Genomic DNA, 20592 nt, shown 5'->3' on the forward strand with positions numbered 1-20592 from the left:
GGAGACCGACACATGGACGTGATCCTTCTGCAACGTGTGGCCAAGCTCGGCCAGATGGGCGAAATCGTGAAGGTCAAGGACGGCTACGCCCGTAACTTCCTTCTGCCGCAGGGCAAGGCGCTCCGCGCGAACGAGGCCAACAAGGCCCGTTTCGAGGACCAGAAGGCCCAGCTCGAGGCCCAGAACCTCGAGTCGAAGAAAGAAGCCGAGGCGATGGCCGCCAAGCTCGACGGGCAGCAGTTCGTCGTGATCCGCTCGGCCTCCGACGGCGGCTCGCTCTACGGCTCGGTCACCACGCGTGACGTCGCCGAGGCCGCGACCGCCGACGGCTTCACCGTCGACCGCAAGCAGGTCGTGCTGCGCGGCGCGATCAAGGACCTCGGCCTCTACGAGGTGACCGTGGTGCTGCACCCCGAGGTGGACGCCACCATCGAGGTCAACGTCGCCCGCTCGCCCGAAGAGGCCGAGCTGCAGGCGTCGGGCAAGTCGATCCAGGACCTGGCCGCGGAAGAAGAAGCCGCTGCCGAGTTCGAGATCCAGGGCCTGTTCGACGACATCGGCGGCGCCGCCAATGACGACGAGGGCCAGGAGGGCTGATCGCCTTCGGCCACGCGACACATACCAAAAGGGCCGCATCGCGAGATGCGGCCCTTCTTGTCACGAAACGGAAAAAGGCGCTTTCGGGAGCGCGCCGGTCGGGGCGATGCCGCGGTTCTTGACCCCCGGCGCCGGTCTGGCAGACTGGATGACGATCTCGGGAGATGGTTGAACGTTGAACCTGGAAACCAGCGATACGATGCAGGGCCGGCCGGACCGGCTCAACGAGGAGATGCTGCTCGAGACGATCCGTCACGCACGGCTGCCGCTTTGCATCACCGACCCCACCCTGCCCGACAACCCGATCGTCTTTGCCAATGACGCCTTTTGCGCGCTGACCGGCTATGCGGTCGACGAGGTGATCGGCCGCAACTGCCGGTTCCTGCAAGGCGCGAACACCACGCCCGACAGCATCGCCCGCATCCGCCGCATCATCGAAAGCTGCGAAGTCGACACGGTCGAAATCGTCAATTACCGCAAGGATGGCACCGCCTTTCTCAACGCGCTGCAGATCGGGCCGATCATGGGCGATGACGGCACCCCCATGCTCTATTTCGGCTCGCAGCTCGACACCTCGACCCGGCGCGAGGCCGAGCGCGCGGCGCGCCAGCTCGCGGATCGCGAGCTGGGCCACCGGCTGCGCAACATCGTCAACGTCATGTCGGTGATGATCCGCATGTCGGCGCGCGAGGCGACCGATATTCCGGCGCTGGCCAGGACCGTCGAGGGGCGGCTCAAGACGCTCAGCGACGCGCATTTCCGCACCATCGAAAGCCCGCGCGCGGCGCGGCTGCGCGAGCTGCTGCGCCCGATCCTGGAGGCCTATGCCCCGAATGGCGCGGCGCAGTTCGATTTCAAAGGCCCCGACCCCGAGGTGCCCGCCGATCTCGTCTCGGCGCTGACGCTCACCGTGCACGAGCTGGCCACCAACGCCGTCAAGCACGGGGCCTTGGGCGATCCGGACGGCCATGTCGCGATCACCATGTCCGAACAGGACGGCCTGTCGCTGCACTGGCAGGAGAGGAACGGCCCCGAGGTGATCGCGCCCGAACGGCATGGCGGTTCGGGCATCATCCGGTCTCTGGTGGAAGGCGTCGGGGGCACGCTCGATCTCGACTGGCACCGCGAGGGGCTGGTGGCGCGGCTGTCCTTTCCGACCGCGCGCTAGGCCCCGCCAGCGCGCCCCAGCACCCGTGCCGGGTTGCCGCCCACCGTCACCCCCGCGCCCACGTCGCGCGTCACCACCGCGCCCGCGCCGATGATCGCGTCGTCGCCCACCGTCACGCCCGGCATCAACAGCGCGCCGCCGCCGATCCAGACATTGGAACCGATGCGAATCGGCCGCCCGAACTCCAGCCCCTCGCGCCGCGCCTCGGCCTCTCTCGGATGGTCGGGGGTCAGGATCTGCACGCCCGGCCCGATCTGCGTCAGATCGCCGATGGAAATCTCCACCACGTCGAGAAGCACGCAGTTGAAGTTCAAAAACACCCCCCGCCCGAGCCGGATGTTCATGCCGTAATCGCAATAGAACGGCGGGCGGATCACCGCGTCTTCGCCGACATGCGCCATGATCTGGGACAGTTTCGCATGGCGGTCGGCGGTCGGGGCCACCGACATCGCGTTGTACGCGGCCATCCATTCCTTGGCCCGCCAGGCCAGCGCCTGAAGCTCGGGGTCGCCCGCGCGGTACAGCTCGCCCGCCAGCATCTTGTCTTTTTCGCTGCGCATCTCGTCCTCCGTCCTGCCGGGCGCAGGACAGCACCCGGTTGCAGCCGCGTCCAGCCGGTTTCCGCAGCGGCAGGCGGCAAAAGATCATTCCCCTGTCACGCGCAGCGGTTAGTCTCGGCCCATGACACGGGGGCGTACGACCCCCGGCAACAACAGGGAACCCGACCGATGGCATTGATTCTCAACCGCCGCGGCTTTCTCGCGGGAAGCTCGGCCATGATCGCGCTGCACCCCTTTTCGGTGCGCGCCATGTCGAACCAGGCGCATCTGCGCATCATGGAAACCACGGATCTGCACGTCCATGTCTATCCGTACGACTATTACGCCGACCGCGAGATCGACACCGTCGGCCTCGCCCGCACCGCGAGCCTGATCGAGGATATCCGCGCCGAGGCCACCAATTCGGTGCTGTTCGACAATGGCGATTTCCTGCAGGGCAACCCGATGGGCGACTACATCGCCTATGAGCGCGGCATGCCCGAGGGCGCGATGCACCCGGTGATCGAGGCGATGAACAGCCTGGGCTTCGACGCCTCGACGCTGGGCAATCACGAGTTCAATTACGGGCTGGAGTTCCTGATGAACTCGGTCTCGGGCGCCGCCTTCCCGATCGTGTCGTCCAACGTGGTGACGGCCAAGGGCGAAAGCATCACCGAGGACGAGACGCTGGTGCCGCCCTACACCATTCTCGACCGCGAGATCACCGATGGCGCGGGCGAGACGCATGCCATCCGGATCGGCGTGATCGGCTTCGTGCCGCCGCAGATCATGAACTGGGACCGCAAGCATCTCGAAGGAAAGGTCGAGCCGCGCGACATCGTGCGGGCCGCCGAGGCCTATGTGCCCAAGATGAAGCAGGAAGGCGCGCAGATCATCGTCGCTCTGGCGCATAGCGGCATCGGCCCGGCAGAACACACCGAGGGCATGGAGAACGCCGCCATCCCGCTGGCGGGGGTCGAGGGGATCGACGTGGTCCTGACCGGGCACAGCCATCTCGTCTTCCCCGGTCCCGACTACGAGGATCACGAGGGCGTCGATGTCGCGGCGGGCACGATCGGCGGCAAGCCGGGCGTGATGGCGGGGTTCTGGGGCTCCCACATGGGGCTCGTCGACCTGATGCTGGAGCGCGATGGCGAGGGCTGGCGCGTGGCCGGATCGGAGGTCGAGGCGCGCCCGATCTACGAGCGTGGCGAGGACCGCAGCATCACGCCGCTGGTCGAAAGCCACGAGCCGGTGCTGGAGTCGGTGGCCGAGGAGCATCAGGAAACGCTCGATTACGTGCGCCGCGCGGTGGGCAAGACCGACGCGCCGCTGCACAGCTATTTCGCGCTGGTGGCCGACGACCCGTCGGTGCAGATCGTCTCGAACGCCCAGACCTGGTATATCGAGCAGATGCTTCAGGGCACCGAGCATGAGGGCCTGCCGATCCTGTCGGCGGCCGCACCCTTCAAGGCGGGCGGTCGTGGCGGGCCGGAATACTATACCGACGTGCCGACCGGCGACGTGGCGATCAAGAACGTGGCCGATCTCTACCTCTATCCCAACACGGTGCGCGCGGTGCGCGTGACCGGGGCCGAGGTCAAGGACTGGCTCGAACGCTCGGCGGGGATGTTCAACCACATCGAAAAGGGCAAGGAAGAGCAGGTTCTGCTCAACGACGATTTCCCCTCCTACAATTTCGACGTGATCGACGGCGTCACCTACGAGATCGACCTGAGCGAGCCCGCGAAGTTCGACCGCGAGGGCGCGGTGGTGAACCCCGACACCAACCGGATCAGGAACCTGCAATTCGAAGGCCAGCCGATCGACCCGGAGCAGGAGTTCATCATCGCCACCAACAACTACCGCGCGACGGGCGGCGGGTCGTTCCCCGGCGCCGACGGCTCGACCATCGTGTTCGAAGGGCCCGACACCAACCGCGACGTGATCGTGCGCTATATCGTCGAGCAGGGCACGATCTCGCCCTCCGCCGATGCCAACTGGAGCTTCGTGCCGATGGACGGGACCACGGTGCTGTTCGACACCGGCCCGGCGGCGGCCAACTATCTCAACGACGTGAAGGGCGTGCAGATCGCGCCCGCGGGCGACGGGCCGGACGGCTTCGCGCGCTTCGTGATCCGGTTGTGATCGCTGCGGGCCGGGGTCTTGCACCCCGGCCCTGCCGCGCCCTGCCCCGGCCAGATGCGCCGCGACAAACGAAACCTCAAATTGTGCGATGTCGCAGCGCACAACCTCTGGCCCGGCGGCGGCAAACGCGCTGTAATGGGTGCGCACAGCCAGCGGGGAAAATCGCGTGACAGGCAGGACCGACGACCGCCCGGATGGCGACATGGCCGACAGCCGGCAGATCAGCGTGCGGGTGGACAACGCGCTGGCCCAGCGGTTTCTCGCGGCCCGGCGCATCTGCGAGGCGCATGGCAAATCGCTGCCGCTCGCCGAGGTGGTCCGCGTCGGCATGGAGGCCGCGATCCGCGAGGTCGAGACGACCTTCGGCGAAACGGTGGACGCCGCGCCGGATACGCCAGACACCAAGTGAAGGCCCCGCCCCGTTTTCGATGAACCGGGCGCCTGCGCGGGCGCGTGACCCTTCGGGCACGCCCCCCTTTCGCGCCGACCGTCGCAACCATGGGGTGAACGGCGCGGCGGCGATCCGAACCCGGCGGATCCCGGCGCCGGGGCCCCGCCAGACCATTGCCGTTTCGGCAACGACCAAAGCGATATTCTCTACTTTATTGGATCGCATCCGCGCCTGATAGTCGCCTCGTGACTTGAAGGAGCGAGCTGCCAGATGGCTTACGTGATTGCGGACCCCTGCATCGACATCAAGGACGGCGCCTGCACGCTCGCCTGTCCGGCGGACTGCATCTACGAAGGCGGGCGGATGTTCTACATCCACCCCGACGAATGCATCAATTGCGGGCTGTGCCTGTCGATCTGCCCGGTCGATGCGATCCATTACGACGAAGAGCTGCCCGAGGCGGCCCGCCCCTTTGCCGCCGTCAACCGCGAGTTCTTCGGCCCGGAGGTGTCGGGCTTGGGCGATCCCGGCGGCTGGGACAAATCGGTCTCGGTCGAGGCCGATCACCCGCTCGTCGCGGCCCGTGCCAAATCCCAACGCCAGATTGCCTGAGGTGCAGATGACCCCCAACCGACCGCGCGGCGTGATCGCCGCCATCGCCACGGCCCTGACCGAGGCCGGGCGCCCCGACCTGCCGCCGATGCTGCGCCATGCGCGCTGGCTTCTGGAGAATGGCTGCGACGCGCTCAACCTTCTGGGCACCACCGGCGAGGCGAGCTCCCTGCCCGCCGCCGACCGGATGGAGCTGATGGCCGCGATGGCCGACGGGATCGCGCCTTCGCGGATGATGGTCGGCACCGGCTGCCCGGATCTCGCCACCACCGTCGCGCTGACCCGCCACGCCGCCGATCTCGGCTTTGCCGGGGCGCTGGTGCTGCCGCCCTATTACTACAAGGGCGTCGACGAGGCCGGGCTTCTTGCCTTCTTCGCCGCGCTGGTCGAGGCGACCGCCGACAGGCCGATCCCGATCTATCTCTACAACTTCCCGCAGATGACCGGCCTGCGCTTCGAGCCCGGTTTCGCCGCCGCGCTGAAAGCGCGCTTTCCCGACCGGATCGCCGGGGCCAAGGACAGCTCGGGCGATCTCGACTATGCCGCCGAGCTGGCGCAAATCCCCGGCTTCGACGTGTTCCCGAGCGACGAATCCGCGCTGGCCCAGGCGCCCGCGCGCGGCTTCGCGGGCTGCATCTCGGCCACCGTCAACCTCACCGCGCCGCTGGCGCAGCGGCTCTGGCGGACCCCGTCGGACGCCGCACTGGCCGAGGAGCTGGGCCTTCGCCGCCGCGCCATCGCGGCGACGCCGCTGATCCCAAGCGTCAAGGCGCTGGTGGCAAAGCTGCACGACGCGCCCGGCTATGCGCGCGTGCTGCCGCCGCTTTCCCCGCTCACCGACGCACAGGCGCAGGCCCTGCCGGCATGGGCCGTGCTCGCCTCCGAGCCGGCCTGAGCGTCACCACCCGAAAAAACCAACAGGACTGAATCGATGAAAATGAACGACGTGACCAAGCAACACCGCAACCTGATCGCGGGCGAATGGGTCGAAGGCGCGGATATCAACGAAAACCGCAACCCCGCCAACACCGACGAGATCGTCGGCCTTTATGCGCGCGCCTCGAAGGACGACGCCAAGCGTGCCATCGCGGCCGCACGCGCCGCCTTTCCGGCGTGGAGCAAATCGGGCCCGCAGCAGCGTCACGACCTTCTGAAGAAGGTGTCCGACACGATCGCCGCGCGGGCCGACGAGCTGGGCGAGCTTCTGGCGCGCGAGGAAGGCAAGACCTTTGCCGAGGCCAAGGGCGAGGTGATGCGCGCCTCACAGGTCTTCGGCTTCTTTTCGGGTGAAACGCTGCGCCAGACCGGTGACGCGGTCGACAGCGTGCGCCCCGGCGTCGAGGTCATGGTGCAGCGCGAGGCGCTCGGCGTGATCGGCCTGATCACCCCGTGGAACTTCCCCATCGCGATCCCGGCGTGGAAGATCGCCCCGGCGCTGGCCTATGGCAACTGCGTGGTGATCAAGCCCGCCGACCTGACGCCGGGCTGCGCCTGGGCGCTCGCGGAGATCATCCACGAGGCGGGCGCGCCCGAGGGCGTGTTCAACCTCGTCATGGGGCGCGGCTCCGAGGTCGGCGCCGAGATCCTCGACAACCCCGAGATCGACGCGGTGAGCTTTACCGGTTCGGTCGAAACCGGGCGCAAGGTCGCCGAGACCTGCGTGGCGCAGATGAAGAAGGTGCAGCTCGAGATGGGCGGCAAGAACCCTCTCGTGGTGCTCGACGACGCCGATCTCGACGTGGCGGTGAACTGCGCGCTGAACGGCGCCTTCTTCTCCACCGGCCAGCGCTGCACCGCCTCCTCGCGGCTGATCGTGACCGAAGGCATCCATGACCGTTTCGTCGAAGCGCTCACCGAAAAGCTGCGCGCGCTCAAGGTCGGCGACCCGATGGACGGCGCGGTGCATATCGGCCCGGTGGTCGATGCGAGCCAGCTGGAGCAGAACAAACGCTACGTGAAGATCGGGCAGGACGAAGGCGCGACGCTGGTCTGCGGCGGCGAGGTGATCGAGGGCGACACGCCCGGCCATTTCATGACGCCCGCGCTGTTCACGAACACCACCAACGAGATGCGCATCAACCGCGAGGAAATCTTCGGCCCCGTCGCCACGGTGATCAAGGTCGCCGATTATGACGAGGCGCTGCGCGTCGCCAACGACACCGATTTCGGGCTGTCCGCCGGGATCTGCACCACCCATCTCGGCCACGCCGCGCATTTCCGCCGCCATGCCGAAGCCGGCATGGTGATGGTCAACCTGCCGACCGCGGGCGTCGATTACCACACGCCGTTCGGCGGGCGCAAAGGGTCGAGCTATGGCCCGCGCGAACAGGGGCAATACGCGCGCGAATTCTACACCACGGTCAAGACCACCTACATCCAGGCCTGACCGCCACGTCGTCACCACCTCCTCCCGGTGGCCTTATGGCGCGCGCCCGCTCCCACGCGGCGCGCGCCTTTTTCGTGCCCCGGCGCCCGGCTGGCGCGCGGCGTGCTATGCTGGAGCCATCATCGAAGCGGTCCTGCGCCCGAAGGGCGCCCCACCACAGGAGATCGAAGACATGATCATGCGCATATTCCAAGTCGTCACCAAGCAGGGCAAGGAAGAGGAGTTCGGCCGGTTCTTCACCCAAAAGGCGATCCCGATGATGAAGGGCACAAAGGGCATCCTTCAGGTGCTGCCCGGCGCGCCGCGTCCCGAAAGCCCGCGCGAGTTCAGCTTTGTCATGGTCTGGGAGGATCTGGACGCCCTCAAGGCCTTTGCCGGGGAGGATTACGCCAGCCCGCATATCGACCCGGCCGAGGCCGATCTGGTCGAAACCCGGAGCATCCGGCATTACGAGCTTGCCGAAGCCTGAATTTCGGGAACGACCCGTTCAGCGACGGCCCCCGCGCGCCGCGCTTACGGCATGGCGGTCAGCTTCGGGCGTAATGCGCGCGGGTCAGCGCCGCGGTCCGCCGGACATCGGGACGCAGCGCCTCCAGACGCGGCAGATCGGCGCGGGCCTGCGCCACAAGCTCTGCCAGCGCCGCATCAGCATCGATCCCGGTGAGCGCGCCGTCGCGCAGCACCGCGCGGCCCGCGACCACCAGATCGCGGACATGGCGCGCGCCCATCCGCGCCAGAAGGCGTTCGCCCGGCGCGTCGTCGGGCCACAGCGCCTCGGCGCTCAGAGCCGCCCAGTCGAGCGTCACGATATCGGCGCCGCGCGGCATGGCGCCGATATCGGCATTGATGCCGCAGGCGGCGTCGAACACGGCGGCCACGGGCATCGCCGTCTCGAGCCCCCGGCCCGCCTGCAACATCCCGAACAGCCGCATCTCGGCCCAGATGTCCTGCGCGTCGTCGAACCCCGTGCCGTCGAGCCCGATGCCGGTCGCCATGCGCGCCGCCACGTCGCGCGGCAGGATACCCGAGCGCAGTCGCAGATTGGCCGAGGGGTTCGACGCCAGCCGCACGCCGCGTTCGGCCAGAAGCTCGGCCTCGGCGGCGGTAAGCTGCACGCCATGCGCCACGGTCAGGCGCGGCGACAGAAAGCCGATCGCGTCGAGATGCGCGACGACGCCGTGCGCGAAACGCCGATCGAGCCAGCCGCGCTGGCGCGGGCTTTCCAGAAGATGCATGTGGATGCGCCGGTCGTGGCGCTCGGAGGCTTCGGCCACCGCTTCGAGCATCGCGTCCGAGCACCATTGCGGGCCGATCGGGCCGAGTTGCACGTCGACCATCGGGCCGGCATGGCGGCGGGCGATCTCCTCCACGGCGGCGATCTGATCGGGGATCGGCGCGTAGCGCGGCAAGAGCCCGTCGAGCCAGTCGGCCTCCGCCGCGCCAAGCGTCCGGCGATACGCCTCGGCCCCGCCATAGACCATGGGCGACGCGTCGAGCAGCGGGCAGCTCAGCGCCAGCCTGATGCCGACATCGCGCGCCGCGCGCACCACATCGCCCGCCTCCTCGACCAGGCGCCCGGCGTTGAGCGAGTTGTGGCAATGCACGGTCCCGGCGCAGCCCGACCGCGCCAGCCGCGAAAACGCGACGAGCGCCTCGAGATAGGGATCGGTGCGCGGCCTGAGCCGCAGCCCGGCGATCCACGGCTCCAGCGCGTCGTCATTCGCGCCGAAATCGAGCGTGCGGATGCCGTAGCCATGGTCATGCCCGTTGATCGGCGCGGGCAGCGCCATCATCCCCGTGCCGCCCTGCCCTGTGCCGCCCCGCCCCGGAAGGCGGCGCGGCTCGGGGTTGCACAGGATTTGGCACGGGCCCTCGGGCGCGCCATGGCCGGGGCGCGGCCACCAGCGGTCGACGTCGAGCGCGATGCTCATGCGCGCTCCAGCGCGTTGAACTTCTGCATCCACGGCGCCTCGCGCAGCGCCTCCAGCCCTTCGGTCAGCTGCGCGACCAGCGCCTCGGAGGCCTGCGTCAGCTTGCGGCGGCGCGGCACCAGAAGCCCCAGCTCCAGCCCGCCCAGCCGCGTGCCCGCCAGCGGCACGGCGACGATGCTGCCCTCGGCCAGCTCGTGCACCATGCCGAGCGGCGTGTAGAAGGCGACCCCGTCGCCTTCGAGGATCATCGGCTTGAGCATCATCAGGTTGTTGGAGGCCGCGAGCACGCGACCGGTGCGGTTGAGCACCGACAATTCCATCTCGATCAGCGAGCGGATCGGCGCGGTGTCGAGCTGCAACAGCAGATTGTAGGCGGCGCAATCGCTCAGCGTCACGGACTCGCGCTCGGCCAGCGGGTGATCGCGCGCCACCATCGCCATCAGCGGCATCGGGATCGGCGCGATGAACTCGGTGTCCTCGGGCCGCGCGAGGCTGAAGGTGATGCCGAGATCGGCCTCGCCCTCGGCGACCATGGTGGCGACGGTGCCATGCGCGCCGGTGCGCACCCGGAAATCGACCTTGGGATGGGCCTTGTGATACTTGCTCACCTGCTCGGGCAGAAAGCTCACCAGCAGGCTGTCGAGCGAGGCGATGGAGACGGTGCCGGTCTTTTCGCCGCGCAGCGCGCCCAGCTCGCCCTTGAGCACCTCGAAATCATTCAGCGTGCGGTCGGCATGGGCCAGGAGCCGCTTGCCCGCCTGCGTCAGCCGCAAGCCCCCCGGCAGGCGTTCGAACAGCGGCGTGCCAAGCTCGTCCTCGACCTTCTGGATCTGGCGGCTGATCGCGGAGGAGGCGACATGCAGCTGCTCGGAGGCCGCGCGGATCGATCCGGCGCGGGCCACCACCGTGAAGTATCGCAGGAAGGCTGCGTGCATGTCGTCTCTCCGTCCGGGTCAGGCGCCCTGCCAGACCGGCGCCCGCTTTTCGAGAAAGGCGCGAACGCCCTCGTCAGCATCCGCGCTTTTCAACGCCTTAACAACCGCCGGGAGCTTCATCGCCTGCGCCTCGGACGGGCTGAGATGGCCGGTGCGGTTCACCACCTGCTTGATCGCGCGCAGCGACAAGGGCGCGGCGGCCGCGATATCCTCGATCCAGCGCTCGGTGACGGCGTCGAGCTCGCCCTGCCCGGCCACCTCGTTGACGAGGCCGAAGCGCTCCATCGTCGCCGCGTCGATGCGCCGCCCGCCCAGCATCACCCCCATGGCGAGGTTGTGCGGGATCTTGCGTTGCAGCATCACCATGCCGCCATCGAGCGGCATCCGCCCCACCCGCGCCTCGGGCAGCCCGAAGCGCGCGGTGTCGGACGCCACGACGATATCAGCCCCCAGCACCATCTCGAAGCCGCCGCCCAGCGCGTAGCCATTGACGCGCGCGATCAGCGGCACGTCGAGCGAACGGCGAAACGAGATGCCGCCAAAGCCGTTGGGGCGCGGCGCGGCCCAGTATTCGAGGCCCGACAGCGAGCCATCCTTCATGTCGGCCCCGACCGAGAAGGCCTTTTCCCCCGCCCCGGTGAGGACCGCGACGGAGATGTCGTCGCGCTCCTCGATATCGCACCAGACCCGCTCCAGCGCGGTCTCGGTCTTCTGGTCGACCGCGTTCATGACCTCGGGGCGGTCGATGGTGACGCGGGCGACGCGGTCGCGGACCTCGTAATGGACGCTCATGCCACCTGCGCCTTCTTCGGCGCGAGACCTGACAGGATCTCGCCATTGTGCTCGCCGAGCTGCGGCGGGCCCTGGCGCACCGAGAGCGGCGCCGCCGACATGTCGATCGGGCTGCCGACGAGACGGATCTTGCCAGCCGGAGTTTCGCCCGCCTCGATCACCATGTTGTTCACATGCGTCTGCTCGTCATCGAGCGCCTCGGCCAGCGTGCGCACCGGCGCGCAGAGGATGTCGACCTCCTCGAGCCGCGCGAGCCAGTGCTCGCGGCTGTTCTTGGCGAAGCCCGCCTTGAAGATCGCCTGCAGCTCGGCGCGATGCGCGGCCTGCGCGTCGAAATCCCTGAAGCGCTCTTCCTTCGACAGGTCCTCGATGCCCATGGCGTTGCAGATGTCGCGCAGCGGGTTTTCCTTGAACGCGCCGACCATGACGAAGGGCTCGGTCGTGGTCTCGAACACGCCGGTGAGCGGGAAGGCCCCCCAGTTCAGGTCGCGGCCCCGCATCATGTGCGCCGCCGCCTCCTGCATCTGCATCGCCAGCATGGACGAATAGAGGCTCACCGCCACCTGCTGGCCTTCGCCGGTCTTCTGGCGCTGCAACAGCGCCAGAAGCACGCCTTGAACGAGATGCATGCCCGCGGTGTAGTCGCACAGCGCGGTCGAGAAGATCGCGCGCGGCAGTTCGGGGTCCGAGCGGCGTTCCATCACGCCGCTCATCGCCTGGGCGAGGATGTCCTGCCCGCCCTTGTGCTTGTTGGGGCCTTCGAGGCCGAAGCCGGTGCCCACGGCGAAGATGATGCCGGGGTTGCGGGCCTTGAGATCCGCGTAGCCCATGCCCATCCGCTCCATCACGCCGGGGCGGAAGTTGTTGACCACGACGTCGGCGGTGTCGATCAGCTCGAGCACCTGCGCGCGGGCCTCTTCGGATTTGAGGTTGAGCGCGAGGCTTTTCTTGTTGCGGTTGAGCGAGCAGAAGATCGGGTTGTTGAGCCCGTCCGGGTCGGCGCCCAGAGACCAGCGCGACAGGTCGCCGATCTTCTCCTTTTCGACCTTGATCACCTCGGCGCCGTAATCGGCGAGCACCTGCGTGCAGGACGGCCCGAGCATGACCTGGGTGAAGTCGATCACCTTGATGCCTTCGAGGGGGAGCGGTTGGGTCATTATTCTGCGGCCTCCATGACGAGGGCGTTGGACGAGGGCACGTCGCCGGGATCGGCACCCTGCGCGCGCATCTGCTTCTGGATCGCGGAGACATCCGCCTCGCGCACCGTGACGCCGGCATTGAGCGCGACGGTCGCGGCGACGCCCACGGCTTCGCCCTGGGCCATGCAGGGCGGGATCTCGCGGCTCTTCTTCTGCGCCTGCGGGGTGCAGGAGTAGTGACGGCCCGCGACCAGCAAATTGTCGACCTGCTTGGGCACCAGAGCGCCATAGGGCGTGTAGTAGTCGCGGCCCCGGCAGACGGTGTCGGCGAAGTGGCGGCGCTTCATCACGTCGTCCTTGGTGACGACGTATTCGCCTTCGAGCAGCCGCGTGGTGCGCACCCCGGTCTGCGGCGCGAAATCGACCACATGGGCCTTTTCGAAGCCCGGCAGGTTCTCGCGGGCGAAGGTCATCAGCGTCTCCATCCGCTTGCGGCCCTCGAACTCGGCGCCGGTCAGCCCCTCGACCGTCAGGCCGCTATATTGCGGCATGTGCGGGCAGTTGAGCCAGATCACGCCCGGCAGCGGCGTCTTGAGCCACCAGTAGTTCCAGCAGCCGCCGATGATCCGCTTGGCCTCGTGGTCGAGCCGCTGGAACTCCTCGGGGTTGGCGTATTGCCAGGCCTCGGCCTTGTCGGTGTCGACATTGCCCCAGCGCGAGACGGTGGTGACGATGAAGCTCGCCTCCTGGAACTTGGCGCCCGCCGAGGCGGCGACGTCAAGATCGCCCGAGGCGTCGATGATCACGTCGCCCATGATCGCCTGGCGGCCTTCCTTGGTCTCGCAGATCACGCCCTTGGCGACGCCGTCCTCGACGATGGTTTCGGAGAACCAGCTGTGCAGGCGCAGCTTGACCTTGGCGTCCTCCATCAGGTCGTAGGAGACCTTCTTGTAGCCGTCCGGATCGAAGGCGGCGGCGAAGCAGACCGGGTGCGGCATCGACTGGGTGTGGAAGTCGAACATCCCCCAGCGCGAGTATTTCTGCCAGTTCTCCTGCGTTTCGCGGCGGCCGGGCATCCGGTCCTCCTCGGGGGGCGTGTGGCACAGGCCGATGGAGCGCATCCGCTCGATCATCTCCATGCAGATGCCCTTCACCGTGATTTCGGTGTCGTTGTGCATGTCGTCGAGGAGCAGCACCATGCCGCCGGCGGCGAGGCCGCCGAGATAGGGGTAGCGCTCCAGCAGGGTGACGGAGGCGCCGTTGCGGGCGGCGGAGACGGCGGCGGAGATCCCGGCGGGGCCACCCCCGACCACGACGACATCGGAGCGGTCGACCACGGGCACGTCGCGCAGACTCTCCCTGAGGGTTTTGTTCAGCATCTTGATTCTCCTAGATATTCTGTTGCGGGCCGGTCAGTGGACGTCCGAGGTCTTCCAGCGGATGAGCTTGGCTTCGGCAAAGCTCACAAGGGCGAACATCACGACGGCCAGAAGGGCTGCGGTGAAGACGGTGGCGTAGAGCAGCGGCGAGCGGAAATTGAAGGTCGCCTCGATGATCAGCGCGCCGAGACCGAAGTTCGAGCCGATCCATTCCGCCACGATCGCGCCGATGACGCAGGTGGTGGAGGCGATTTTCAGCGCCGCGAAGAGGAAGGGCAGCGAGCTTTGCAGACGCACCTTCCAGAAGATCTCCCAGTTGGAGGCCGACAGCACGCGCATCAGGTCGAGCGTGGCGGGCGGCACCGCCTTCAGGCCGCGCACCATGTTCACCAGCGTCGGGAAAAAGCAGATCAGACCGGCGATGATGATCTTGGGCGCGAAGCCGTTGCCGAAGATCAGCACGAGCACGGGCGCCAGAGCGATGATCGGGATGGTGTTGATGAACACCGCGATCGGGAAGAAGGCGCGTTCGGCGGTGGAATTGTGCACGAACCACACCGCGAGCAGGATCGCCACGAGGTTGCCCGCGACAAAGCCGAGCGCCGCCTCGAAGAAGGTGGGCCAGAAATTGAGCCAGAGCGTGCCGGCATTTTCCTGGAACGCGCCCAGGACGGCGACCGGGCTCGGCGCCATGTATTCGGGCACCTCGAAGAACCACACCACGCCCTGCCACAGCAAGAGCAGCCCCGCCACGGCGGCGAGCGCCGGTCCGCGGGCGACCACGGCGTCGAGCATCCGGTTCAGGCGCGGCGCGGGCACCGGCATCGGGATTTGGCTTGCCTCGGCCATGTCAGCATTCCTCCAGCAGTTTGCGCAGATGCGCGGTGATCTGGACGAATTCCAGCGTGTCGCGATCCGCCAGCCGCCGCTCGGGCGGCAGCTCGACCTTCATGAACTCCTTCACCCGGCCCGGATGGGCGGCGAGCATCAGGACATATTCCCCCAAGAAGGCGGCCTCGGGGATCGAATGGGTGACGAAGAGGATCGTCGTCCCGGTTTCGCGCCAGATCCGCAGCACCTCTTCGTTGAGCTTGTCGCGGGTGATCTCGTCGAGCGCGCCGAAAGGCTCGTCCATCAGCAGGATCTTGGGCTTGGTGACGAGCGCGCGGGCGATGGCGACGCGCTGGCGCATGCCGCCCGACAGCTCGCTCGGCAGCGCGTTCTCGCGGCCCTTGAGCCCGACGAGCTCCAGCAGGTCGCGCGGATCGGCATGGGCATCGCCACCGCCGCCCACCTCGAGCGGAAGCTGCACGTTTTCCAGCGCGGTGCGCCACGGCAGCAGCGTCGCATCCTGGAAGACGTAGGAAAAATTGCGGTCGCGGCGGGCGTCGCGCGGCGACTGGCCCTGCACGTCGACCACGCCGCGCGCCGCCGGAACCAGATCGGCGATGGCGCGCATCAGCGTGGATTTGCCGCAGCCCGACGGCCCGAGAATGGTCACGAAGGCGCCTTGCGGGATCTCGACCGAGACATCCTTGAGCGCGACGACCGTGCCTTCGCTGAAGGTGACGTCGACGTTCTCGACCCGGATCGCACCTGCGGCGGGATTGGCGGCGGGGGTGGCAGCGGGATTCCCCGCTGCCGTGTGAAGTTCAGCCGCGGCCATCACGACACCTCGCGGCGCGCGTCGGCGGTCATTTCGAGGATCTTGAGCGTCATCACCTCGTCGACGCCCGGCGCATCGCCGTCGAACTGGCCGAGCGCGGCATAGGCTTCGATCTGGCTTTCCCAGTTGGCGCGGTTCATCGTGCCCCAGCCTTCCTGCTCGGTGGCCTCGGTGAAGACGAAACCGAGCACCTGCTCGACCGCGCGGATCTCGGCCTCGCGGTCCATGTTGGGATAGGCCGCGACCAGCAGGTCGACCGCCTCTTCGGGGTTCTCGCGCACATAGCGCCAGCCGCGTGCGGTGGCGCGGGTGAAGCCCGCCAGCGTTTCGGCCTCTTCCTCGATGGTCTCGTCGGTGGCGTAATAGACGGTGGCGTAAAGCTGGATGCCGGTGTCCCACAGCATCAGGTCGACCCGCTCCTCGCCCAGCACGTCGAGGGCGGCGATGTTGGTCAGCCAGCCGCTCACCGCGTCGGCCTGCCCGGTCATCAGCTGGTTCATGTCCGAGCCCATGTTGACGATCTCGACGTCCTTTTCGGCGATGTCGTTGGCCGCCATCAGCGCCTTGAGAAGAATATGCGCGGTGGGCATGGTGGCGATGGTCTTGCCGATCATGTCCTTGGGTTCGCGGATCGGGTTGTCGGGTCGCGAGAAATAGGTGAAGGGATGCTTCTGGTAGCCGGCGGCAAAGGCCTTGATCGGGATGCCCGCGGCCCGCGCCAGCATGATCGACGGGCTCGACGAGATCTGGCCGACCGCGGCGCGTCCGGCCGCGACCGATCCGACGCCATCGACGTTCGGGCCGCCGGGGGTGATGCGCAGCTCGACGCCCTCTGCCTCGTAGAACCCCTTGGCCTGGGCCACGACCTCGCCCAGCAGGCCGTTGGAGGCGAGCCAGCCGAGCTGCATCTCGACCGTCTTGAGCCCGGCGGCATTGGCGGCGCCCACGCCGATGAAGGCGGGCACCCCGGCGGCCATGGCCGCGCCCCCGGAATACCGCAGGAACTGGCGCTTGGTGATCTTGGTGTTCGGCACTGTCTCGTCTCCCTATTTCGACCCGCGACGCCCCTCCCGACGCCGGATCTCCCCGGGGATACTGCGGGCGAGTTCCGTTCCAATAAAGAACAAATTTTTGCCGTAGCTGATCTAATTTCGGCAATCGAAGGGGGTCGCAACCTGTGTGCGAACCGTTCCGACACCGTTTCGCGCAGAAGGGCGCACCCGCCCCTCATGTCCGCTAGAAGGGGCCGCAGGGCCCGGCTTTGCCGGGACGCAGAAAAAGGCCTGCGCCGATGGGCGCCGGGGCGCCGCCCGCCGAGGTCCGACCCGCCCGACCCGAGCGTTGCGCAGGTGGCCCCGCCCTTCGGGTTCTGCGCCTGACGCGCCTGCGTGGCAACGATGTAAGAGACTGGTCTCGGGAAGCCGCGACCACCGGGATCTGCGCGATTCAGCACGAGGTTCGGGCGTCGCGGGGCGGCTTGCGCCATTCGGGCGGACAAGCCGCGCGGGGTCGGGCACGGCCCCTTTCGCGGTTGACGCCACGGAAAAAACCTAAACACTTCCCGGGGTGGTGAAGGGCCTGCGCCTCTTCCTTCGGACCCCCGACATCCGACGCGTGCCACGTTGAAGCGACAGGAGGCATTCGAGATGTGCAAGGTTTTCGCGGGCCAGAACCCGACCCGATACGCCAGCAGCACACGCAGGCTTCGCCTCAACGGCCAGAGCACGAGCATCCGGCTCGAGAATTCGTTCTGGGACATCGTCGACCAGATCGCGGCCGCCGAAGGCGTCAGCACCCCGTCCTTCATATCCAAGCTGCATTCCGAAGTGCTCGAATTGCGGGGAGAACCCGAGAATTTCACCTCGTTGCTGCGCTGTGCCTGTCTTGTCGCGCTCGAGCGCGGCGATGTCGGCGGCAGGTATCTGATGGCGGCCGAATGAGACCGATGCCACCGCAATTTCGGGCGTAGTAAAGGGCTACTACCCCGAGCGGGCCGGGCCGACCCTATTGTGAAACCGGAAAGACGATCCGGGACAAGAGGGACAATGGCCAAACTGATTCACAGCATGATCCGCGTGCGCGACGAAGCGCGCTCGGTCGACTTCTACAACCGGGCCTTCGGCCTCGACGTGGCCGATCGGCTCGATTTCACCGATTTCACGCTGGTCTATCTGAGCAATGCCGACAGCGGCTTCGAGCTCGAGCTGACGGTGAACAAGGGCCGCGACGCGTCCTACGATCTTGGCGACGGCTATGGCCATCTCGCGGTGTCGGTCGAGGATCTCGCGGCCGAGCATGCCCGCTTCGAGGCGGCAGGCTTCGCCCCCCGGAAAATCGTCGAATTCGCGCCGGACGGGGATCTGGTCGGCCGGTTCTTCTTTGTCGCCGACCCGGACGGCTACCAGATCGAGGTGCTGGAAAGATCCGGCCGCTTCGGCTGATGCAACCCGGCGCGAGGGCGCCCTTCACCGACTTTGGGAGGAGACGGCAATGACACAGACAAGGACACCGCGGGGCCTGACCCGCAGGCAGTTGCTGACCCGCGCGACCGCCATCGGCGCGGGCTTCGTGGCCGGGACCGGCTTTCTGGCCGCGAGCGACGCGGCCTGGGCCACCGAGATGAACGCGCTCAAGCCCGGCACCTTCGCCACGCTGGTGCAGCTTGCGCGCGACATCTACCCGCATGACCGGGTGCCGGACGAAAACTATGTCGTCGCGGTCAAGGGCTATGACACGCCCGACGAGGTCGACGCGACCGAAGCCGGCATCCGGATGCTCGACGAGGCGGCGCGCGCCCGTGGCTACGGCCGCTATCTCGACATCGGCTGGGAGCGCGACCGGGTCGACCTGCTCCGGCAGATCGAGGACAGCGACTTCTTCCAGAAGATCCGCGGCGGTCTCGTGACCGGGCTCTACAACCAGAAGGCTGTCTGGCCGATCTTCGGCTATGAGGGGGAATCCTTCTCCATGGGCGGTTACATCGACCGCGGCTTCGACGACATCGCCTGGCTCTGAGCCGGACAGGGAGGACAAGATCATGAGTGCACCATTCGATCTCTCTGACGACAGCGTCGTCGTCATCATCGGCACTGGCGCGGGCGGCGGCGTGCTCGCCAACGAGCTGGCGCAGCGCGGCGTCAGCGTCGTGGCGCTCGAGGCCGGCGGGCGCTATTTGCCCGAGGACTACATCAACGACGAGTGGGACAGCTTTGGCCAATTGGCCTGGCTCGACCCGCGCACCACCAGCGGCGACTGGCGCGTGGCCAAGGATTTCTCCGGCCTGCCCGCCTGGATCGTCAAGGCGGTGGGTGGCACCACCACGCATTGGGCCGGCGCCTCGCTGCGGTTTCAACCGCATGAATGGAAAGCCGCCACAACCTATGGCAAGGTGCAGGGCGCGAACCTGCTCGACTGGCCCATCGACGCCGAGGAAATGGCGCCGTGGTACGACCTCGCCGAAAAGAAGCTGAACGTCACGCGCACCAACGGCAATCCCGGCCTGCCCGGAAACAACAACTACAAGGTGTTCGAAGCCGGGGCCAAGGCGCTGGGCTACGAAAAGGTCCACACCGGCCGCATGGCGATCAACTCCACCGACAATTCCGACCGCCTGCCCTGCCAGCAGACCGGCTTCTGTTTCCAGGGCTGCAAATGGGGCGCCAAGTGGTCCACGGCCTATACGGACATCCCCGACGGAGAGGCGACCGGTCATCTCGAAGTGCGTGAAAAGGCGCATGCGCTGCGGATCGAGCACGGCCCCGATGGCCGGGTGAACGGCGTCGTCTATGCCGATGCCGACGGCCGCGAGCACAAGCAGATGGCCCGCATCGTGGCGGTCGCCGGAAACTCGTTCGAAAGCCCGCGGCTGCTGTTGAACTCGGCCAGCCCGATGTATCCCGACGGTCTCGCCAACTCCTCGGGCCAGGTCGGCCGCAATTACATGCGCCACCTCACCGGATCGGTCTACGGCATTTTCGACAAACCCGTGAAGATGTGGCGTGGCACCACCATGGCCGGGATCGTGCAGGACGAGGCGCGGCACGATCCCAGCCGCGGCTTCGTGGCGGGCTACGAGCTCGAGACGCTTTCGCTCGGCCTGCCCTTCATGGCGGCCTTCATGGACCCGGGCGGCTGGGGCCGGGAGTTCACCTCTGCGCTCGACCAGTACGAGAACATGGCCGGGATGTGGATCGTCGGCGAAGACATGCCCCAGGAGACCAACCGCGTCACCCTGAACCATGACGTGAAGGACCGGTTCGGCTTGGCGGTGGCGAACGTGCATTACTCCGACCATGCCAACGACCGGGCGATGCGGGCGCATGCCTACAGGCAGGGCCAGGCCATATACGAGGCACTCGGGGCCACCCGCACCCTGCCGACACCGCCCTACCCGTCGACGCACAACCTCGGCACCAACCGGATGTCCGGACACGCGCGCGACGGCGTTGTCAACCGCTGGGGCCAGAGCCACGACATCGACAACCTGTTCATCTCGGACGGCTCGCAGTTCACCACCGGGGCAGCCGAGAACCCGACGCTGACCATCGTCGCGCTGGCCATCCGGCAAGCCGACCACATCGCAAGCGAAATGGCGGCGCGAAACCTCTGATCCGAAAATGCTCGCAAAGATGTCAGGAGCGGCAGCAAGGCGCCGCCCCTGGCACATCCATCGGATGGATCGGGGATATCTCGTCGCCCCGTTCGGTCGACAGCTGAAGCCCACCGCGAGAGCAGGATTGGCCCCTGCGCCCGGGCTGTCGCCCGCCACGGCCTGAACCGCTCCCCCGGAGCGTTTCCAAGACGGCCTTGGCCCTTCAGGTTCTGCGCCTGACGGGCGGTCTTCATCGATGTCTTGGGGAAATCTGGTTGCGGGAGCAGGATTTGAACCTGCGCCGGGGCTCCGCCCGTC

Annotated in this window: 21 protein-coding genes; 12 read left to right on the forward strand and 9 right to left on the reverse strand. The window is 67.4% G+C overall.

Annotated elements, in window-relative coordinates; genetic code table 11:
- Positions 1-12: 12 nt before the first annotated feature.
- Positions 13-597, forward strand: coding sequence for a 50S ribosomal protein L9 (rplI, locus tag LOKHON_RS01820; protein WP_017929481.1), 585 nt, complete (start codon positions 13-15; stop codon positions 595-597).
- 199 nt (positions 598-796) lie between these two features.
- A complete protein-coding gene (locus tag LOKHON_RS01825) occupies positions 797-1765 on the forward strand; it encodes a PAS domain-containing protein (protein WP_162561747.1) in 969 nt (322 codons plus the stop codon).
- Here LOKHON_RS01825 and LOKHON_RS01830 read toward each other — a convergent pair.
- Positions 1762-2325: a sugar O-acetyltransferase gene (locus LOKHON_RS01830; protein ID WP_017929483.1), complete on the reverse strand. Its 564-nt coding sequence runs from the start codon at positions 2323-2325 to the stop codon at positions 1762-1764. The two genes, LOKHON_RS01825 and LOKHON_RS01830, sit on opposite strands and share 4 nt — an antisense overlap.
- 168 nt (positions 2326-2493) lie before the next feature.
- On the opposite strand from LOKHON_RS01830, the gene LOKHON_RS01835 reads away from it, so the two are divergent.
- The 6 genes from LOKHON_RS01835 to LOKHON_RS01860 all read left to right on the forward strand — a co-directional run bounded on the left by LOKHON_RS01835 (position 2494) and on the right by LOKHON_RS01860 (position 8310).
- On the forward strand, positions 2494-4452 hold the full coding sequence (locus tag LOKHON_RS01835) for a bifunctional 2',3'-cyclic-nucleotide 2'-phosphodiesterase/3'-nucleotidase (RefSeq protein WP_017929484.1): 1959 nt from the start codon (positions 2494-2496) through the stop codon (positions 4450-4452).
- A 166-nt stretch (positions 4453-4618) separates the two neighbouring features.
- A complete protein-coding gene (locus LOKHON_RS01840) occupies positions 4619-4861 on the forward strand; it encodes a hypothetical protein (protein ID WP_162561748.1) in 243 nt (80 codons plus the stop codon).
- Between the two features lie 252 nt (positions 4862-5113).
- A complete protein-coding gene (fdxA, locus tag LOKHON_RS01845) occupies positions 5114-5455 on the forward strand; it encodes a ferredoxin (protein WP_017929486.1) in 342 nt (113 codons plus the stop codon).
- Between the two features lie 7 nt (positions 5456-5462).
- Positions 5463-6350 (forward strand): dihydrodipicolinate synthase family protein, encoded by an 888-nt coding sequence (locus LOKHON_RS01850; RefSeq protein ID WP_017929487.1) that lies wholly within the window; start codon positions 5463-5465, stop codon positions 6348-6350.
- A 42-nt stretch (positions 6351-6392) separates the two neighbouring features.
- Positions 6393-7841 carry an aldehyde dehydrogenase family protein gene (locus tag LOKHON_RS01855; RefSeq protein WP_110549281.1) on the forward strand — a complete coding sequence of 483 codons (1449 nt, stop codon included), beginning with the start codon at positions 6393-6395 and terminating at the stop codon, positions 7839-7841.
- A gap of 172 nt (positions 7842-8013) precedes the next feature.
- Complete coding sequence (locus LOKHON_RS01860; RefSeq protein WP_017929489.1) at positions 8014-8310, forward strand: antibiotic biosynthesis monooxygenase family protein; 297 nt, start codon at positions 8014-8016, stop codon at positions 8308-8310.
- Between the two features lie 58 nt (positions 8311-8368).
- On the opposite strand, the gene LOKHON_RS01865 is transcribed toward LOKHON_RS01860, so the two are convergent.
- The 8 genes from LOKHON_RS01865 to LOKHON_RS01900 are packed head-to-tail and all read right to left on the reverse strand — an operon-like array spanning position 8369 to position 16717.
- On the reverse strand, positions 8369-9772 hold the full coding sequence (locus tag LOKHON_RS01865; protein ID WP_017929490.1) for an amidohydrolase family protein: 1404 nt from the start codon (positions 9770-9772) through the stop codon (positions 8369-8371).
- Positions 9769-10707: a LysR family transcriptional regulator gene (locus LOKHON_RS01870; protein WP_017929491.1), complete on the reverse strand. Its 939-nt coding sequence runs from the start codon at positions 10705-10707 to the stop codon at positions 9769-9771. Before LOKHON_RS01870 ends, LOKHON_RS01865 begins: the two co-directional genes overlap by 4 nt.
- Positions 10708-10725: 18 nt before the next feature.
- Positions 10726-11499, reverse strand: a complete 774-nt coding sequence (locus LOKHON_RS01875; RefSeq protein ID WP_017929492.1) for an enoyl-CoA hydratase-related protein — start codon at positions 11497-11499, stop codon at positions 10726-10728.
- Positions 11496-12656 (reverse strand): CaiB/BaiF CoA transferase family protein, encoded by a 1161-nt coding sequence (locus tag LOKHON_RS01880; protein ID WP_017929493.1) that lies wholly within the window; start codon positions 12654-12656, stop codon positions 11496-11498. Before LOKHON_RS01880 ends, LOKHON_RS01875 begins: the two co-directional genes overlap by 4 nt.
- A complete protein-coding gene (locus tag LOKHON_RS01885) occupies positions 12656-14017 on the reverse strand; it encodes an FAD-dependent oxidoreductase (protein ID WP_017929494.1) in 1362 nt (453 codons plus the stop codon). Before LOKHON_RS01885 ends, LOKHON_RS01880 begins: the two co-directional genes overlap by 1 nt.
- 33 nt (positions 14018-14050) lie before the next feature.
- Complete coding sequence (locus LOKHON_RS01890; RefSeq protein ID WP_017929495.1) at positions 14051-14866, reverse strand: ABC transporter permease; 816 nt, start codon at positions 14864-14866, stop codon at positions 14051-14053.
- A 1-nt stretch (position 14867) separates the two neighbouring features.
- A complete protein-coding gene (locus LOKHON_RS01895) occupies positions 14868-15683 on the reverse strand; it encodes an ABC transporter ATP-binding protein (RefSeq protein WP_017929496.1) in 816 nt (271 codons plus the stop codon).
- Complete coding sequence (locus LOKHON_RS01900) at positions 15683-16717, reverse strand: ABC transporter substrate-binding protein (protein ID WP_017929497.1); 1035 nt, start codon at positions 16715-16717, stop codon at positions 15683-15685. The genes LOKHON_RS01895 and LOKHON_RS01900 overlap by 1 nt, the downstream gene beginning before the upstream one ends.
- Before the next feature lie 612 nt (positions 16718-17329).
- Here LOKHON_RS01900 and LOKHON_RS01905 point away from each other — a divergent pair.
- From LOKHON_RS01905 to LOKHON_RS01920, 4 genes are all read left to right on the forward strand, one after another.
- Positions 17330-17623, forward strand: coding sequence for a ribbon-helix-helix domain-containing protein (locus tag LOKHON_RS01905; RefSeq protein ID WP_017929498.1), 294 nt, complete (start codon positions 17330-17332; stop codon positions 17621-17623).
- Between the two features lie 105 nt (positions 17624-17728).
- Positions 17729-18124, forward strand: a complete 396-nt coding sequence (locus LOKHON_RS01910) for a VOC family protein (protein WP_017929499.1) — start codon at positions 17729-17731, stop codon at positions 18122-18124.
- 49 nt (positions 18125-18173) lie between these two features.
- Positions 18174-18698 carry a twin-arginine translocation pathway signal gene (locus LOKHON_RS01915; protein WP_026147597.1) on the forward strand — a complete coding sequence of 175 codons (525 nt, stop codon included), beginning with the start codon at positions 18174-18176 and terminating at the stop codon, positions 18696-18698.
- A gap of 22 nt (positions 18699-18720) precedes the next feature.
- On the forward strand, positions 18721-20292 hold the full coding sequence (locus LOKHON_RS01920; protein WP_017929501.1) for a GMC family oxidoreductase: 1572 nt from the start codon (positions 18721-18723) through the stop codon (positions 20290-20292).
- Positions 20293-20592: the final 300 nt, after the last annotated feature.

Origin of the sequence: Limimaricola hongkongensis DSM 17492 (assembly GCF_000600975.2) — a bacterium.
Classification (GTDB): Bacteria; Pseudomonadota; Alphaproteobacteria; order Rhodobacterales; family Rhodobacteraceae; genus Limimaricola; species Limimaricola hongkongensis.